This window comes from Burkholderia glumae LMG 2196 = ATCC 33617, from assembly GCF_000960995.1.
GTDB lineage: Bacteria > Pseudomonadota > Gammaproteobacteria > Burkholderiales > Burkholderiaceae > Burkholderia > Burkholderia glumae.
Genome location: NZ_CP009434.1, coordinates 878,038 through 891,265 on the forward strand (window position 1 = coordinate 878,038; position 13,228 = coordinate 891,265).

Genomic DNA, 13,228 nt, shown 5'->3' on the forward strand with positions numbered 1-13,228 from the left:
GCGGCGCGGCGGAGGGCATGACGATGCGTGCCGATGCCGCGTATCCGGTCGACGACCGGCTCCATCATCCTGGCCCGGCGCCGCTCGAGCCCGGCGCGCTGATCGCCGCGCTCGGCTACTGGCGCGACACGCTAGCCGGCCTGCCGGCCGCGCTCGCACTGCCGGCGGACCGGTGCCGCGAACGGCCCGCCGCACGCGTGGCCGAGCGCATCGACTTCGAGATCGATCCGGCCCGGCATGCCGCGCTACGGCGCCTGGCGGCAACGCACGGTGCAACGATGTTCGAGATCGTTCACGCCGCGCTCGCGATCGTGCTCGGCGGCATCGCGGCCCAGCACGATCTGGCGATCGGCACGCCGGGGCGTGCCGGCGCCGCCGCGAACCGCGTGGTGCTGCGCACCGACCTGTCCGGCAATCCGTCCACCAGCGAACTGCTGCGGCGCGTGCGCACGGCCGATCGCGCCGCGCTCGCGTGCCGGCCGGTGCCGTTCGCGCCGCTCGCCGCGCTGCTCGCGCCCGAGTCCGGCGCCGTCCATCCCTTGTTCCAGGTGATGCTCGCGGTCGGCCATGTCGGCGACGACCTGTCGTGGGCCGCGCAGGCCATCGCCGATGGGGTCGAGCTCGCGGTCGCGCTGCGCGACAGCTACGGCGCGCTGTCCGGCGCCATCGTCTACGCGGAGCAGTGGTACGACCGCGAAACCATCGAGGCGATTCGTGCCCGCCTCTGGCAGGTGCTCGACACCATCGCCGCCGATCCGTCGCGCCGCTTCGGCGACATGCCGTTGCTGATCCGCGACGATTGCGAGCGCCTGCGCGCCTGGATGCAGGCGCCCGGCATGCCGGCCCCGGCGCCCGCCTGCGGGGGGCCCGCTGACAGTGACATGGCCGTGCGTGCGTGCCGCCGCATGGCCAGGAAGGACATACCGGGCGAGCCGATCGCGGCCTGAACGGCCGGTGCGGGCCGCGCCGGCCTCGTCCGGCCAGGCCGCCGTACCGGGTGGGTACGGCGTGCCGATCGCTGCCGGGATCGGCGCGTCGGGGCGTGTCCCGGTTCGGACGGGCCGCCGCACCTGCAGTGCGGCCGGCCGGTTCGGGCCGGTCTTGAGAATTCCAAGCCCGTCGTGCCGGCCGGTAGGCCGGACCCGGCCGCGGGCGATTCCGCTGGATGCCGTCCGCCCGGCGACCGCGTCACACGACGCGGGCCAGGCCGGCATTCGTGTCATCTGGCATTTTGTAGACGAGGTAGTCATGACTGAACCGATACTCGACGATGCGCTGTGGTCATTGATCCAGCCGCTGCTCCCGCCGCCCAAGCCGCGTCGGACCCGCTATCCGGGGCGCAAGCCGCTCGACGACCGGGCGGTGATGGCAGGCATCCTGGTCGTGCTCGAATCGGGCATTCCCTGGGGGCAACTGCCACAGGAGATGGGCTACGGCTCCGGCATGAGCTGCTGGCGCCGCTTGCGCGACTGGCAGCAGGCGGGCGTGTGGGAGCAGATCCACTCCGTGCTGATGGTGGCGCTGCCGTCGGCCGGCAAGATCGACTGGTCGCGCGTGGCGATCGAATCGCCGTCGCCGCGCACGCTCAAGGCCAATCCGGAACGCCTGCCCGTCGCACCGCGCATCCCGCACGAGCCGCAGCCGCGCATGGTGCTGCATGCGCCGATGCTGCCGCAGCCGCAACTGCACGACGTGTCCGAGGTCAGCTGAAGCCAGCCGCCCGACGACGGCGCCGGTAGTCCCGCGCGGCGTCACGACGGTTCTCGACACGTTTTTCACCCGGCCGATCCGGGCTCGCATGCTGTCGCATGCGCGCACCTCGCGCCCGCAGCACCCCGCAAGTCAAGTGCGATCGCAGTGCGATCCGTCCGCCGTGCCCCAGCCTTTGCCGCCTTTCCCCCGCTTTCTCGTCATGCCGCGCGCCAGCTCCGCAAACTCGCGATGGTCGCCGCTGAAGCAGGGCACCCGCCGCTTACGCGCCGGTCCGCCGCCGTCCTAGGGGTAAACGCAAATTCACCTATGAGATATGATTTATACAATTCGTAAAAACTGACGCGCACCCACCCGGCCCGCGCGTCACCCCGACGGAGGTTTCCCGCATGATGGTGTTCGATGACCGGCGGCGTTGCGCCGCCCGGCTGCCCAGCGCCCGGCGCCGCGCCGCGCGCCCGGGCCGCCCGACCGGAGCCGTGGCATGACGCCCGGCCCGATGCACGGCATGAAGTCCGACCTGAAGCCCGGCCTGGCATCCGCCATCGAGGCTGCCGGCCGCGCCGGCTACCAGTGCGGCTTCGCGAACCATTTCGCCACCGAGGCGCTGCCGGGCGCGCTGCCCGAGGGGCGCAACTCGCCGCAGCGCGCGCCCTACGGGCTCTATGCCGAGCAGCTGTCCGGCACCGCCTTCACGGCGCCGCGCGCCCATAACCGCCGCAGCTGGCTGTACCGGATTCGCCCGGCCGCCGTGCACGGGCCGTTCGCGCCGCTTGCGCGGCCGCAGGCCCCGGCCGCGCTGGTGGCGGACTTCGCCGATTCGGCCGAGGTGCCGCCGACGCCGCCCGACCCGTTGCGCTGGGACCCGCTGCCGATGCCGGAGGCGCCGACCGATTTCGTCGACGGCTGGGTGACGATGGCCGGCAACGGCTCGGCGGCCGCCATGAACGGCTGCGCGATTCATCTGTACGCCGCCAACCGGTCGATGCAGGGGCGCTTCTTCTACGACGCCGACGGCGAACTGCTGATCGTGCCGCAGCAGGGGCGCCTCGCGATCGCCACCGAGCTGGGCCGGCTCGAGGTCGAGCCGCAGCAGATCGCCGTGATCCCGCGCGGCGTGCGCTTCAGCGTGACGCTGCCCGACGGCGAGGCGCGCGGCTACCTCTGCGAGAACTTCGGCCAGCCCTTGCAGCTGCCCGATCTCGGGCCGATCGGCTCGAACGGCCTCGCGAACCCGCGCGATTTCGAAACGCCGCACGCGGCCTACGAGGATCGCGAGGGCGAGTTCGAGCTGGTGGCGAAACTCAACGGCCGGCTCTGGCGTGCGCCGATCGGCCATTCGCCGCTCGACGTGGTGGCCTGGCACGGCAACTACGCGCCATACCGCTACGATCTGCGCCGCTTCAACACCATCGGCTCGATCAGCTACGACCATCCCGATCCGTCGATCTTCCTCGTGCTGCAGGCGCCGAGCGACACGCCCGGCGTGGACACGCTCGACTTCGTGATCTTCCCGCCGCGCTGGCTCGCGGCCGAGGCCACGTTCCGCCCGCCCTGGTTCCACCGCAACGTGGCGAGCGAGTTCATGGGGCTCGTCCACGGCGCCTACGACGCGAAGGCGGCCGGCTTCGTGCCGGGCGGCGCGAGCCTGCACAACTGCATGGCCGGGCACGGACCGGACGCCGGCACGTTCGAGAAGGCGTCGGCGGCCGACACCTCGGTGCCGCACAAGCTCGACGACACCATGGCCTTCATGTTCGAGACGCGCGCGCTGCTGCGGCCCACCCGCTTCGCGCTGGGCGGCCCGCAGCGGCAGGCCGATTACGCGCGCTGCTGGCAGGGGCTCGCCAAACATTTCAACCCGGAGCAACGATGACGCCCGTCACCGATCTCGACGCGACGCGCTCGCCCGCGCTGCGCAGCTGGCTGGACAGCGCCAACCACGCGGCCTGCGATTTCCCGATCCAGAACCTGCCGTTCGGCATCTTCGGCACCGCGGGCCGCGCCGCGCCGCGCGCCGGCGTGGCGCTCGGCGAGAGCATCGCCGATCTGGCGGTGCTGGCCGAGGCCGGCTTGCTCGCCGTGCCCGGCGCCGACGCGCGCGAGCTGTTCGCGCAGCCCACCCTGAACGCGTTCATCGCGCTCGGGCGCGAGGCATGGCGCGCGGTGCGCGTGCAGCTGAGCGCGCTGTTCGCGCGTGACAACGCGCGGCTGCGCGACGACGCCGCGCTGCGCGAGGCGGTACTCGTGCCGCAGGCCGGCGCCACGCTGCACCTGCCGGTGGAGATCCCCGGCTACACGGACTTCTATTCGTCGAAGGAGCATGCGACCAACGTCGGCATGATGTTTCGCGATCCGAAGCATGCGCTGCTGCCGAACTGGTCGGAGATGCCGATCGGCTACAACGGGCGCGCCTCGTCGGTGGTGGTGAGCGGCACGCCGGTGCGCCGGCCGCGCGGCCAGCTCAAGCTGCCCGAGCGCGAGCGGCCGGTGTTCGGCGCGAGCCGGCGGCTCGACCTCGAACTCGAGACGGGCTTCATCGTCGGGCGCGGCAACGCGCTGGGCGAGCCGATCGCGTGCGAGGCCGCGGAGGCGCACATCTTCGGCATGGTGCTGCTCAACGACTGGAGCGCACGCGACATCCAGCAATGGGAATACGTGCCGCTCGGGCCGTTCAACGCGAAGGGCTTCGCCACCACCATCTCGCCGTGGATCGTCACGCTCGACGCGCTCGAGCCGTTTCGCGTGGCGCAGCCGAAGCAGGACCCGCTGCCGCTGCCATACCTGCGCCACGCCGGCGCGCACGGCTTCGACATCGAGCTCGAAGCGACACTGCAGCCGCACGGCGCGGCCGAGGCCACCACTCTCACGCGCACCAGCTTCCGGCACATGTACTGGACCATGGCGCAGCAACTCGCGCATCACACCGTGTCGGGCTGCAACACGCGGGTGGGCGACCTGATGGGCTCGGGCACCGTCAGCGGGCCGGGCAAGGGCGCCTGCGGCAGCCTGCTGGAACTGACCTGGGGCGGCAAGGAGCCGATCGCGCTGGCGGGCGGCGGCACGCGCACCTTCATCGAGGACGGCGATACCCTGACGCTGCGCGGCCACTGCCGCGGCGACGGCTATCGCATCGGCTTCGGCAGCTGTGTCGGCACCATCCTGCCGGCACTGGCCGATACCGCGGAAGACGGGGCGCGCGATGACTGAGGCCACGCTCTACGGCTATTTCCGCAGCTCGGCGTCGTACCGCGTGCGCATCGCGCTGAACCTGAAGGGCATCGACTACCGGCAGATTCCCGTGCATCTGCTGCGCGGCGGCGGCGAGCAGCTCGGCGAGGCGTACCGGCAGATCCAGCCCGACGGCGTGGTGCCCGCCTTCGTCGACGGCGACGGGCCGCCGCTCGCGCAGTCGCTCGCGATCGTCGAATACCTCGACGAGTGCTTTCCGCAGCCGCCGCTGCTGCCCTCGGCTCCGGCCGATCGCGCCTACGTGCGCGCGGTCGCGCTGCAGATCGCCTGCGAGATCCATCCGCTCAACAACCTGCGCGTGCTGAGCTACCTGAAGGCCACGCTCGGCGTCAGCGACGCGCAGAAAAGCGCCTGGTACGCGCACTGGATCGGGCTCGGCTTCGCCTCGCTCGAACGCCGGCTCGCCGCCGAGCCGCGCGTGGGCCGCTGCGTGTTCGGCGACACGCCGGGGCTGGCCGATCTCTGCCTGGTGCCGCAGGTGTGGAATGCGAAACGCTTCGCGGTGCCGCTCGATGCCTACCCCACGCTCATGCGCCTGTACGGGCACGCGGCGGCGCTGCCGGCCTTCGCGCGCGCCGAGCCGTCGCTGCAGCCCGACGCGGAGCCGCCGCCCGCCTAGCGCGTCTTGCCGGCAGCCTGCCGGCGCCGCGATTGGCATGATCGCGGTTCGTCCGAGTCGGCCCGGGCCGGCCAGATCCGGTTCGACTCGCCCGCCGGCGGCGCGGCGGCACCCGGCTCCCGCAGCGCGGCCCTCGTCCTCCGAGCCGCGAGGCCGCGCGCGCAGGCGGCTCGCGGCCGGTGCGCCCTGGCACGACAAAATTCGATACTGTCACGAGGTTCGGCTAGAATAGCGCCTGTCCTAGGGGAGTAGTCTGCTTCGCCCCCCACGCGAAGCGCCGTCGTCAACATATTTGGCCGAACCCGGCCATGGCGCCGGCAGCCGTTTCCACGGCCTGACGAGACTTATGACGTTACCCTTCCACCCGGGCCGGGCGGAGGGCAGCGTCATGGTTGCGTCGCCCGGCCCTGGAGATAACAACAGATGTTCCTCACATCCCCATTCCCGGTAGACATCGTCGTGGCGAGGTGCGCGCGATGGTCGTGACTTTCGCCCTGCTGCTGGCGGCGGCCGGCATCATCTATTTTTCCTGCGAAACCTTCGTGAACGGCGTGGAATGGCTCGGCCGCAAGCTGAACCTGACGCAGACGGCCACCGGCACGATCCTCGCCGCGTTCGGCACCGCGCTGCCCGAGAGCGTGGTCACGCTGGTGGCGGTCGCCTTCGGCACCACGCCGGCGCACAAGGAGATCGGCGTGGGCGCCGCGATCGGCGGCCCGCTGGCGTTGAGCACCGTGGCCTACTCGGTGGTGGGCTTCGCGCTGCTGGCCGTCGCGCGCCGCGCGGGCCGCGATGCCAAGGCCGGGGTGGACGCAAACACCGCGCAGCTGCGCCGCGACCAGCTCTGGTTTCTCGCGATCTTCGTCGCCAAGATCGGCCTCGGCCTGGTGGTGTTCCAGTTCAAGCCGCTGCTCGGCATCGCGTTCCTGGCGGCCTATGCGTTCTACTGCTGGCGCGAGCTGACGGCCGACGGCGACGGCGCCGCCCACGACGAACTCGAGCCGCTGATGCTGCGGCCGCGCTCGGACGACCCGGCGCTCGGCTGGGTGATCCTGCAGACGCTGGGCGCGCTGGTGGTGATCTTCGCCGCCTCGCACCTGTTCGTCGGCCAGATCGGCGCGGTGGGGCCGTGGCTCGGCCTGAGCCCGCAGCTGACGGCGCTGCTGTTCAGCCCGATCGCGACCGAGCTGCCCGAGATCATGAACGCGGTGATCTGGGTGCGCCAGCGCAAGGAGCGGCTCGCGCTCGCCAATATCAGCGGCGCGATGATGATCCAGGCGACGATCCCCACCGCGTTCGGCCTGTTCTTCACGCCGTGGCACCTGGCGTCGCCTTCGATCCTCGCGGCGGTGATGACGGCGATCGCGATCGTGTTCCTGCAGTTCGTGTTTCGCGCGCCGCGGGTCAGCAGCGGCCTGCTGGCCTGCGTGGGCGGTCTCTATGCGGTGTTCGCCGCGCTGCTGTTCGTGATCTGAGGTTCGTGATCCGCGGTGCGGGAGCGGGGCGGCCTGGCCCGCGCTCGCACGGCGTGAACCGTACCCGCGTCCCGCGGCCCCGGCCGGCACCTGGAGCGCATCGCGACGCATGCCGGCCGGCGCCGGCCGGGCCGGCACGAAGCGGGAGCGGGAGGCGGTCTCGCCGGCGGCGAACACGGCGTTTTGGCAGGCTGGTAGATGTCGCGCCGCCGCAGGCACGGCGGGCTGGCGAAACGGGGCGCGGTGCAGCCGGCGCCGATGGCTCGATATGCCGGAGCGGCGGGCGCGGCCCGCATGCCGCCGGTGCGCCGGCGGCCGCCGCGGCCTGGCTCAGACGCCTTGCAGGAACGCCGTCAGATGGCGGTTGAAGGCGCTCGGGCGCGCCAGATTCATGCCATGCGAGGCGCCTTCGATCGTGACGCGCGAGGCGTTCGCGATCCAGCCGGTGAGCGCGCTGACGTTCTCGCGGAACATCGCGGGGCTCTTCTCGCCTTCGATCAGCAGCGTCGGGCAGGCGATGCGGCCGGCCAGTTCCGCCGAATAGGCGGGCAGCGGGTCGCGCAGTTGCATCGACAGCGTGCGCGCATTGTCGGTGGCCATGGTGCGAAAGCCCGGCGAACTCTTCTGCCAGGTGCCCGCGCGGCTCACCGAGTCGACGAACAGCTCGAGGCCGGCAGCCACTTCGCCGTTCGCGATCAGCGTGACGGCGCGCGTGCGCAGGCGCTTGGTTTCGAGCGAGGCGGCGGGCGCGGCCGGGTTCGGCACGCCGCTCAAGCCGCCGCCCGGGTCGCAGAGCGTGAGCGAGCGCACCAGTTCCGGAAAGCGCAGCGCCATGTGGAAGGCCACCGAGCCGCCGCGCGAATGCCCGACCAGATGGACCGGGCCGGCGTCCAACTGGCGCACGAACGCGCCGAGCTGGTCCGCGTGCGTGCTCCAGCTGAAGGTGGGCAGATCGTCCGACGGCTCGGCCGGCCAGTAGTGCGTGAGGCTCGGCGCAATGCAGGCGAAATTCGGTGCGAGGCCGTTCAGTTGCGGCTGCCAGAAGCGGAAATCGCAGAGCGAGCCGTGTACGAACACGACGAGCTCGCCTTCGCCCGTCCGGACATAGGGCATCTTGATGACGGGGCCGGTACCGGGCAGGTCCAGCGAGACGGGGGCGGCGAGAGAGGCGACGGGGTTCACGATGGTTGTTTGAGCGGCTACGGGCGCCATGATAATGGATTTCCCTGATATTTCACGTCTGTGCAAAAAAACGACAACGAGCAGGCAACCTTTCTCAATCCTTTCTGTTTGGCGGAAATACTTGCTGGGAAAGGGTTTTCGGTGTTTTTGGCGGACCGCTGGAAGTCCGCGTCGTGACTCGCGATTGTTGTTTGGATTTGCGGTAATCGAAATTGACAAGGGGCGATTCGTCGCGCATAAGTGGGCGCGACCCGGTGGGGCATGGGCGGCGCGCTCGCCGACAGCGAACCGCTCGCTGCACGTCGCGGCGCGGCTGGCCGGACCTGCGCCAGTTCGGCGTGCGGGCGCACGAGACTCTGCAGGCGCCATCCTGCGGCAAGACGGGCGCGCCTTTCCTGGCCGTTGCCTCGGCGCGCGGGCCGGCGTGGCGCGCGGGTGTCCGCCCGAGCCCGAGATTACTAGGCAGCCCGAACGAATCGGCCGAGGCGCTGGGCCTCATGCCCGGCCTGCTCGACGCGCGCCGCTCTGCGGCGCTTCGCACGATCGCCGTGGCGGCGCGTGCCCACGCGAATCACGCGTCGCACGGCCGCCGCCGGCGCCGCGCATGGCGGCGCGTGCCGATTGATGCCCACGCGCCGAACGGCGATACTCGCGGTTCGCCGATGCGTGGGCCAAACGGCTTGCTTGCCGCCTCGCGCCGCGCGATGGCTGCTGTTTCATTTCGTTAGGCCTGCCGCCGCGGTGCACCGGATGCGCCGGCGCGCGCTGCCGCCGGGATCGCGTCCGGCCGGACCACGGACGCAACTGAACAAAGGAACGAAGCATGGACGTACTGGATGTGGTGATCGTCGGGGCGGGGCATGCGGGCGCGAACTGCGCGGCCGAACTGCGCAAGTCCGGCTTCGAGGGCAGCGTCGCGCTGCTGTCGGACGAGACCGAGCCGCCCTACGAGCGGCCGCCGCTGACGAAGGACTATCTGACGGGTGAGCGCGGCACCGAGCAGATCCGCTTCCGCACGCCGGAGGCCTGGCTCGAACGCGCGATCGACGTGCGCCTCGCGCATCGCGTCGAGGCCGTCGATCCGCAGGCGCACCTGCTGCGCCTGGCCGATGGCCGCAGCTTGCGTTACGGCAAGCTGGTATGGGCCGCGGGCGGCACGCCGCGCCGGCTCGCCTGCGAGGGCGCGATGCTCGACGGCGTCCACGTGATCCGCGCCAAGCGCGACATCGATGCGCTGAAGGCGGATCTCGCCGGACGTGAGCAGGTGGTGGTGGTGGGCGGCGGCTACGTGGGGCTCGAGGCGGCCGCGGCGCTGACCAAGCTGGGCGGTGTGCGCGTGACGGTGGTCGAGGCGCAGGCGCGCCTGCTCGCACGCGTGGCCGGCGAGGCGCTGTCGGCATTCGTCGAGGCCGAGCATCGCGGCCGCGGCGTGGAGATCGTGACGGGGGCGCAGGTCGCCGCGCTCGCGGGCCGCGACGGGCGCGTGGCCTCGGTCGAGCTGGCCGACGGCCGCTCGATCGCCGCTGACCTCGTGATCGTCGGCATCGGCATCGTGCCGAACGCACAGCCGCTGCTCGACGCGGGCGCGCGGGGCAGCAACGGCGTGGACGTGGACGAGGCGTGCCTGACCAGCTTGCCCGACGTCTACGCGATCGGCGATTGCGCGTGCCGCGCGCATCCGCTCGTGGCGGGCGGCGCACGGCGCATCGAGAGCGTGCCGAACGCGGTCGAGCAGGCCGGCATCGTGGCCGCGGCGATCACCGGCAAGCCGGCGCCGAAGCCGGGCGTACCGTGGTTCTGGTCGACCCAATACGACCTGCGCATCCAGATGGCCGGGATTGCCGACGGCCATGACGAGGTGGTGGTGCGCGGCGACGTGGCCGCGCGTGCGTTCGTGGTGCTCTATCTGCGCGGCGGCCGCGTGATCGCGCTCGACGCCGTGAACGCGACCAAGGAGTACGTGCAGGGGCGCGCCTTGATCGCGGCCGACGTCGTGCTGACGCGCGAGCAGCTCGAGGACGTGTCGGTGCCGCTGCAGGCGCGCATGCCGGCCGCGAGCGTCTGAGTGCCGGCGGCGGCGTGGCGGGCGCCGGCCGCGTGCGAGGCGGCCGGTGCATGGCGCCGTCTGCCCCGGCCTCGCGGCCGCGCCGTCGCGGGTCGCGCGGCCTGGCCCGCCGGCCGCCGTTGTCGTGGCGCGCGCCGCCCCCGCGACCGGGCGCGAGAGCGCCCGGCGCGTTGGCTGCGCGGTACAGGGCTGCCGCCATGGCCAGCCCGCCGCTGCCCGCCTCGGCATGACCCACCGGCGCCGCCCGCTGGTGTCCTCTCGCCCGTGCGTGCCGGTTGGCCGCCGAGCATGAAAAAAGCGGCTCGGCGTTTGTATTTGCTGCCGCTGCGGCGGCCCGTCGCGGCGTGCCGATGCGGGCGCCGCGGCGAGTCCCGCTGTCCGACGAGGCCGGCGGCCCGCGCGCGGTGACGGGCCGCGCCGTCGCCCGGCGCGGCGATGGGTATGGCGTTTGCTCGAAAGGCTTGCCGCCTGACGGCACTCTTGCTTCCACCCATGAGGAGATACGCCATGAGCACCCACGTTGTGTCGGTTCTGAACGATCTGGTCGAAACGTCGAAGGACGGGCAGCTGGGCTTCGAGAAAGCGGCCGAGGATGCCCACGATCCGCAGCTGAAGACGCTGTTCCAGACGCGTGCCGCCGATTGCGCGCGCAGTGCCGGCGAACTGCAGGCGCTGGTCCAGCAACTCGGGGGCGATCCCAAGACGAGCGGCTCGGCCACGGGCGCGCTGCATCGCGGCTGGGTCAATCTCAAGTCGGCCGTCACCGACCGCAGCGACCACGACATCCTCACCGAGTGCGAGCGCGGCGAGGATGCCGCGAAGAAGCGCTATCACGACGCGCTCGAAAAGGACGATCTGCCCATCGAGGTGCGCACCCTGATCGAGCGGCAGTACCAGGGCGTGTTGCAGAATCACGATCGCGTTCGTGACTTGCGCGACCAGTTCGCGAGCCGCTGACGGCCGGCGCCGCGGCGATGCCGGGCCGGTGGCACGGGGCCGCCGGCGTGCGCCGTGCCCCGGGGCCGCAAGCTCACGGGGCGCCGCGCGCGGCCTCGTCGCCGGCCTCGCCCGGCGCTCCGCCGGCGCCGAATTCGCGCAGCAGGCGCAGCGCCGTGGGAAGGTGAAAGTCCTGGATGGAAGGCGCCGCGAGGTGCCGCTGCCGGCACACCTGCTCGGTCAGCGCCAATGCCTGGCGGCGCGAATCGATCAGCAGCAGCAACGCCTCGCGCATCAGCGAGCGCTCCAGCGGGGACAGTGAAGCGCAGAGCGCTGCCGCGTCGGCCTGCTGTTCGCGCGCTTGGCGCGCGCCTGTCTCGAGGGGCCCGTGCTTCATTCGCTCTCCCGATCATGCGAGGGCCGGCTTGACGCGTCGCACCTCCGCGCCGCGGCGTCGCCGGTCACATTACCGCCCCGCGCAGCCAGGGCACGAACTCGCGGTCGCCGATGCCGTTGTCCTCGCCGCAGGTCCGGCGCCCCGAGGCGACCTCCAGCATCAGGCGAAACAACTGCTCGCCCGCGGCCGCCACCTCGAGCTGGCCGTCGACGATCGGGCCACTGTTGAAATCCATGTCGGCGCGCATCCGCTCGAACAGGCCGGTGGTGGTCGCGATCTTGATGGTGGGCACCGGCTTCGAGCCGAACACCGAGCCGCGGCCGGTCGTGAAGCAAATCAGGTTCGCCCCGCCCGCCACCTGCCCGGTGGCCGAGACCGGGTCGTAGCCGGGCGTGTCCATGAACACCAGGCCGCGCGCGGCCACCGGCTCGGCGTAGTCGTACACCGCGTTCAGCGGCGAGCTGCCGCCCTTCGATACCGCGCCCAGCGATTTCTCGAGGATGGTGGTGATGCCGCCGGCCTTGTTGCCGGGCGACGGATTGTTGTTCAGCTCCCCGCCGTTGTCCGCGGCGTAACGCTCCCACCATTGCAGCCTGTCGAGCAGGCGCTGCGCGACGTCGCCGGAGGCGGCCCGCGCCGTCAGCAGGTGCTCGGCGCCGTAGATTTCCGGCGTCTCCGACAGGATCGCGGTGCCGCCGTGGCGCACCAGCAGATCCACGGCCGCGCCGAGCGCGGGATTGCCGGTGATGCCGGAATAGCCGTCCGAGCCGCCGCATTGCAGGCCGACCTTCAGCTGCGAGGCGCAGACCGGCGTGCGGCGCGCGCGGCCGGCGCGGTCGAGCAGGTCCTGCACGATGGCCACCCCGCGCGCCACGGTCTGGCGCACGCCGCCTTCGTCCTGGATCACGAGGGTGCGCACCGGATCGGCGCCGGGCGCGTCGAGCAGGGCGAGCACGCCGTCGAGCTGGTTGACCTCGCAGCCCAGGCCGACGAGCAGGATGCCGCCGAAATTCGGATTGCGGGCATAGCCGGCCAGCGTGCGGCGCAGCAGGTCGATGCCGTCGCCGGTGGCGGCCAGCCCGCATCCGCCCTGGTGCGTGATCGCGACCACGCCGTCCACCTCCGGAAACGCGTCGAGCGCCGGCCCGCGGAACGCATCCGCGATGGCGTGGCAAACCGTGGCCGAGCAATTGACGCTCGCGATCACGCCGATGTAGTTGCGCGTGCCGACCTGGCCGTCGGGGCGCACGAAGCCCATGAACGTGTCGGACAGCGCGGCGCCGGCCGCCGGCGGCGCCGCGGTGCCGAGCGGCGCGCCGCCGGCCGGATGCTCGGGCATGTCCACGTTGTGCACGTGCACGTGCTCGCCCGCCTCGATCGCGGCGCTCGCCACGCCGATCGTCTGCCGGTACTTGGTCACGCGGTCGCCCCGGGCCAGCGCGCGGATCGCGATCTTGTGGCCGGCCGGCACCGGCGTGCGCACCGCCAGGGAATGCCCGTCGAGCTCGACGACGTCGCCGGCATCGAGCGCGCGCAGGGCCAGCGCGACGTTGTCGTCGCGGTGGAGTTTCAGGAGCGTGCCTGCATTCATG

10 protein-coding genes, 1 pseudogene and 1 riboswitch are annotated in these 13,228 nt (G+C 71.9%); of the genes and pseudogenes, 8 read left to right on the plus strand and 3 right to left on the minus strand.

What is annotated here, in order from left to right:
• Positions 1–17: 17 nt before the first annotated feature.
• From KS03_RS05040 to KS03_RS05065, 6 genes and pseudogenes are all read left to right on the plus strand, one after another.
• Complete coding sequence (locus KS03_RS05040; RefSeq protein ID WP_015877873.1) at positions 18–947, plus strand: condensation domain-containing protein; 930 nt, start codon at positions 18–20, stop codon at positions 945–947.
• A 301-nt stretch (positions 948–1,248) separates the two neighbouring features.
• Positions 1,249–1,611, plus strand: a pseudogene (locus KS03_RS05045) (transposase); the annotation flags it as partial.
• A gap of 607 nt (positions 1,612–2,218) precedes the next feature.
• Complete coding sequence (hmgA, locus tag KS03_RS05050) at positions 2,219–3,586, plus strand: homogentisate 1,2-dioxygenase (RefSeq protein ID WP_045678791.1); 1,368 nt, start codon at positions 2,219–2,221, stop codon at positions 3,584–3,586.
• Entirely contained in the window at positions 3,583–4,920 is a 1,338-nt protein-coding gene (gene fahA / locus KS03_RS05055; protein WP_015877870.1) for a fumarylacetoacetase, read from the plus strand. Before hmgA ends, fahA begins: the two co-directional genes overlap by 4 nt.
• A complete protein-coding gene (maiA, locus tag KS03_RS05060) occupies positions 4,913–5,581 on the plus strand; it encodes a maleylacetoacetate isomerase (protein WP_015877869.1) in 669 nt (222 codons plus the stop codon). Before fahA ends, maiA begins: the two co-directional genes overlap by 8 nt.
• A 223-nt stretch (positions 5,582–5,804) precedes the next feature.
• A riboswitch (yybP-ykoY riboswitch) is annotated at positions 5,805–5,990 on the plus strand.
• A 67-nt stretch (positions 5,991–6,057) separates the two neighbouring features.
• Positions 6,058–7,056, plus strand: coding sequence for a sodium:calcium antiporter (locus tag KS03_RS05065; protein WP_035978443.1), 999 nt, complete (start codon positions 6,058–6,060; stop codon positions 7,054–7,056).
• Positions 7,057–7,386: 330 nt separating this feature from the next.
• On the opposite strand, the gene KS03_RS05070 is transcribed toward KS03_RS05065, so the two are convergent.
• The gene (locus tag KS03_RS05070) at positions 7,387–8,238 is read right to left on the minus strand and encodes an alpha/beta fold hydrolase (RefSeq protein WP_015877867.1); all 852 of its coding nucleotides are present in this window, start codon (positions 8,236–8,238) and stop codon (positions 7,387–7,389) included.
• A gap of 823 nt (positions 8,239–9,061) precedes the next feature.
• Between KS03_RS05070 and KS03_RS05080 the strand changes: the two genes are divergently transcribed.
• Complete coding sequence (locus KS03_RS05080; RefSeq protein WP_015877866.1) at positions 9,062–10,303, plus strand: NAD(P)/FAD-dependent oxidoreductase; 1,242 nt, start codon at positions 9,062–9,064, stop codon at positions 10,301–10,303.
• A gap of 507 nt (positions 10,304–10,810) precedes the next feature.
• Positions 10,811–11,260: a PA2169 family four-helix-bundle protein gene (locus KS03_RS05085; RefSeq protein ID WP_015877865.1), complete on the plus strand. Its 450-nt coding sequence runs from the start codon at positions 10,811–10,813 to the stop codon at positions 11,258–11,260.
• 73 nt (positions 11,261–11,333) lie between these two features.
• On the opposite strand, the gene KS03_RS05090 is transcribed toward KS03_RS05085, so the two are convergent.
• Positions 11,334–11,636: a hypothetical protein gene (locus KS03_RS05090; protein WP_015877864.1), complete on the minus strand. Its 303-nt coding sequence runs from the start codon at positions 11,634–11,636 to the stop codon at positions 11,334–11,336.
• A gap of 64 nt (positions 11,637–11,700) precedes the next feature.
• Positions 11,701–13,227, minus strand: a complete 1,527-nt coding sequence (locus tag KS03_RS05095) for a UxaA family hydrolase (RefSeq protein WP_015877863.1) — start codon at positions 13,225–13,227, stop codon at positions 11,701–11,703.
• Between the last annotated feature and the right edge of the window lies 1 nt (position 13,228).